Source organism: Actinomyces urogenitalis DSM 15434 (genome assembly GCF_000159035.1).
GTDB lineage: Bacteria > Actinomycetota > Actinomycetes > Actinomycetales > Actinomycetaceae > Actinomyces > Actinomyces urogenitalis.
Window position 1 is genome coordinate 548,374 of sequence record NZ_DS999574.1, and the last position, 4,294, is coordinate 552,667.

At 58.4% G+C, this 4,294-nt stretch carries 3 protein-coding genes; all 3 read left to right on the forward strand.

The genetic code is table 11. The features are described 5' to 3' along the window. Positions 1-68: 68 nt before the first annotated feature. The 3 genes from HMPREF0058_RS02325 (at position 69) to HMPREF0058_RS02335 (ending at position 4,213) form a co-directional block, all read left to right on the forward strand. A complete protein-coding gene (locus HMPREF0058_RS02325; protein WP_180950893.1) occupies positions 69-3,095 on the forward strand; it encodes a type I restriction endonuclease subunit R in 3,027 nt (1,008 codons plus the stop codon). A gap of 69 nt (positions 3,096-3,164) precedes the next feature. Further along, complete coding sequence (locus HMPREF0058_RS02330) at positions 3,165-3,542, forward strand: helix-turn-helix domain-containing protein (protein ID WP_004010839.1); 378 nt, start codon at positions 3,165-3,167, stop codon at positions 3,540-3,542. Continuing rightward, positions 3,539-4,213, forward strand: a complete 675-nt coding sequence (locus HMPREF0058_RS02335; protein WP_004010838.1) for an ImmA/IrrE family metallo-endopeptidase — start codon at positions 3,539-3,541, stop codon at positions 4,211-4,213. Before HMPREF0058_RS02330 ends, HMPREF0058_RS02335 begins: the two co-directional genes overlap by 4 nt. Positions 4,214-4,294 lie beyond the last annotated feature (81 nt).

Here is a 4,294-nt window from a genome sequence, read left to right on the forward strand (position 1 = left end):
AGGCGGTATCGCAAGCAGGTTATTAACGATGTGGTGACGGGCAAGGTCCGCGTTAGTGAGGAGGCATGATGGATACGTCGGAGCGCAGGTTTGAGTCCGAGATCGAATACTGGCTGACTACCCAGGGATCGGATTTTGACCGGTTTGAGACGCGTGACCCGCAGGGTTTTGATCGCGAGCTGTGCCTGTATCCAGCTGACTTGATTGAGTTCGTGAAAACAACGCAACCGGATCAATGGGCCAAACTGGAACGCACTTACCGGGGTAACGCGGAGCAGAAGTTTCTGAAGCGTGTCGCTGCGCAGCTTGATCAGCGTGGTGTGATCGACGTGCTGCGCCGTGGCATTGAGGATGTGGGTGCTCGGTTCAAGCTGGTGTACTTCGCTCCCGGCACCGACTTGAATGAGGTTCTTGCTGAAAAGTACTGGGCGAACGAGATGAGCATCGTGCGCCAGCTACGGTATTCAACGCGTAACGAGAACTCGGTTGACACGGTGCTGTTGGTGAACGGCATCCCAGTGGTGACACTCGAGTTGAAAAATCAGCTGACTGGGCAGACCTATCGTGATGCGATCCGACAGTACAAGATGGACCGTTCCCCGTCGGAAAAGCTCTTCGCCCTGGGTAAACGCGCGGTGGTACACTTTGCGGTTGACACCGATGAGGTGTGGATGACTACGAAACTTGCCGGCCAAGATACGGTGTTCCTGCCGTTCAACCGTGGTTTCAGCAACGGTGCTGGTAATCCGCCGGTGGAGGGCAAGTTCAAGACGTCCTACTTGTGGGAGCAGGTGCTTGCGAAAGACTCGTTGCTCGACATTCTGCACCGGTTCGTGCAGTTCGTGCCCGGCAAGACCCCTGAGGGGCGTCCGGCGAAGTCGAAAGACAAGGTGATCTTCCCGCGCTTCCACCAGCTCGATGCGGTCCGCAAACTCATCGCGGACGCGAAGGCGAACGGTGCTGGGCACAACTATTTGGTGCAGCATTCGGCGGGCTCGGGCAAGTCGAACACGATCGCGTGGCTCGCTCACCACTTATCGAATCTGCACGACGACCAGCAGCGGGTGGTGTTCGATTCGATCATCGTGATCACCGACCGGCGCGTGTTGGATAAGCAGCTCCAAGACACGGTGTTTTCGATGGATCACACAGCAGGCGTCGTCGTAAAGGTTGATAAGAACGCCCGCCAGCTCACTGATGCGCTGGGTCGGGGTGCTCGGATCATCATTTCGACGTTGCAGAAGTTCCCGTTCGTTGACGTGTCCAACATCGCGACGGCTGGGAAGCGGTTCGCGGTGATTGTGGATGAGGCACACTCGTCGCAGACCGGGCAGGCGTCTGAGCGGCTCAAGCAGGTGCTGGCTGACACTGTCCAAGCGGGTCAGGAGTCCGAGGCAGAGCTGCTGGATCGTTACGCTCGAGCTGAGGCTCAGGTAGAGGCCGAGGAGCTCGAGGTTGACGAACAGATCGCGGCGGATATGGCGACCCATGGACGGCAGGCGAACCTATCGTTCTTCGCGTTCACGGCCACCCCGAAGCAGAAGACCCTCGAAATCTTCGGCACCCCGACTCCTGGTGGCACGCCGCGCCCGTTCCATGTGTATTCGATGAAGCAGGCGATCGAGGAAGGATTCATCCTCGACGTGCTGGCAAATTACACCACCTACCAGACGTACTACAAGGTTGGTAAGGCCACCGCTGAGGATCCGGAGTACGCCAAGAAGCAGGCCAACAAGGCGCTGGGCAAATACTTAGCCCTGCATCCGCACAATCTGCGGCAAAAAGCCGAGATCATCATCGAGCACTTCCGCAGCAACGTGGCGCACAAGATCGGCGGCAAAGCCAAGGCAATGCTGGTGACCGGCTCCCGGTTGCACGCTGTGCGCTACTACTTCGCGTTCGCCAACTACATCAAAGCCAAGGGCTACACCGACCTGGGTGTGCTGGTGGCGTTCTCCGGCACCGTCGAAGACGATGGGCAGGACTACACCGAGGAGCAACTCAACGGCTTCCCCGAAGCCGAGCTGCCCGATCGGTTCGACACCGGTGAGTACCAGATCCTGTTGGTGGCCGAGAAATACCAGACCGGATTCGACCAGCCCCTGCTACAGACCATGTATGTGGACAAGAAGCTCCACGGGGTCAAGGCCGTGCAGACCCTGTCGCGGATCAACCGGATGTGCCCGGGCAAATCAGATACGTTCGTGTTGGACTTCGTCAACAGCGCTGACGACATTCAGGCGGCGTTCCAAGACTATTACGTGTCGACCTCGATCAGCGAGGAAACCGACCCGAACATCGTCTACGACCTCTACCACCTGATCGCCTCCTACCAGCTGTGGCGAGACGAAGAGATCGACGGATTCGCGACCGTGTTCTTCAGAGAGCAAAAGCAGCAGACCAACCTCGACTTCGGCAGGCTCAACGCCTACCTCGACCCTGCGGTCGGCCGCTTCGACGCGCTTGACGATGAGGAAAAGCTCGAGGTGCGCTCGGCGTTCAACAAGTTCAACCGCAACTACGAGTTCTTGACCCACATCATCCGCTTCGACGACGAGCAGCTGCATAAGTTCGCCGCATACGCGAAGCTGCTGACCCGCAAGCTCCACATCGACGGCGACCCTGCCCCACACCTGGATGATGAGGTCACCTTGCAGTACTACCGGCTCCAGTCGGTCTACGAGGGTTCCATCGACCTACAAGACCAGGTGGGTGAGTTGAACAACTCGCCCAAGCTGGGCATGCCCACCGAAGACGACCGCGAGCGACTCTCCAAGATCCTCGACTCCCTCAACGAACGATGGGGCACCGAGTTCACCAACATGGACAAAGTGCTCGAACAGGTCGCCGACGACCTCGCCCAAGACAACGAGATCCAGCTGCGAGCCCATAATCCGCTCGACCTGTTCAAGATCATCTACGACGAGAAGATGCCCGACGTCATGCTGGCGCGGATGACCCAGAATCACGACTTCTCCATGAAGTACCTGTCGGACAAAGCCTTCCGCGCCGACGTGGACGCGATCCTGCTCCCGCTCATCCACGACCGTCTCAACCGACCCCGGCACGAGGACAGCCAGCGAGACGGCTCCTGATCCGTAGACTTGCACCAGTTAACTTCACGTGTTAGCTTAGTTGCTAACAGACGTGAGGAGGCTGTTCCAATGACCAAATCAGAGAGCTTCGGTGCCTTCCTGGAAGCACATAGGAAGACGCAGGGCTTAACCATGCGCAAATTCGCGGACGCCATCGGTGTGACCGCTCCATACCTGAGTGACATCGAGAAAGGGCGCCGCGCTGCCCCGGACGGCAAGCTGGGGGACATCGCCGAGACATTGCGACTCTCCCGCTCCGAGAGGGAGCGGATGTATGACCTGGCAGCATTGACTCGCGAGAACCAGGTGTCTACCGACCTGTCGGGCTACATTATGCAAACCGACATGGCTCGCGTCGCTCTTCGCCGGGCGAAAGAACATGACCTGAGTGACCAGCAGTGGCGGGACATCATCGACATCATTGAAGGCGGGGAAGCTGACCAGTGAGCCTTGACCCCAAATACCTCAGTAAGGAGCGACTCGAGGCTCGCGCAGAGAAGGAGCTCGAGAAATTCGCCGGTGGCGCTCAACTGGTGGCGCCTATCCCGCTCGACGTCGACAGCTTCGCCGAGTTTCACCTGGGAGCGGCACTGGACTATCAGCGGCTTTCGTCGGACGGCAGCGTGCTTGGAATGTCGATCTTCCAGGAGCTGTCCATCCCTGTCTTCGAGTCTACCGGCGCAAGGGTTGACATCGTTTTTCCAGAACGAACAATCGTTATCGACGACGATGCCTTGCGTGACTCCCCGGACAGTCGACTGCGTTTCACGATTGCCCATGAGTGCGCTCACCTCCTCCTGCATCGGCATATCTACTACCGAGACCCTCGGATGAAGTGCAAGGGAGGAACAGGGTATCGCCCGTTCACTACTACCTCGGAGGGCGTTCGCGCCGACAACAAGGTAGACCGCGCCGAGTTCCAAGCCAACTACCTCGGGGCTGCGCTGCTCATGCCCCGCGACCCGTTCTCGCAGGCATTCACCGAGCTTGCCCCCGAAGGCTGGCGATCATTGGATGAGCGACGCAAGCGCCGTGTTGTCCGGGAACTCGCTAGGACTTTCGAGGTTTCTAAGCAGGCTGCCGCAATCCGCATCAAGAACCTGAAGCTCGCCGCGTAATTCATTCGCTACGAGTCGGGTTCTCTTTTTTACCCATTTTGTAAGCAACTTAGCTAACTAGTGAATGGGAGGTGTTATGGG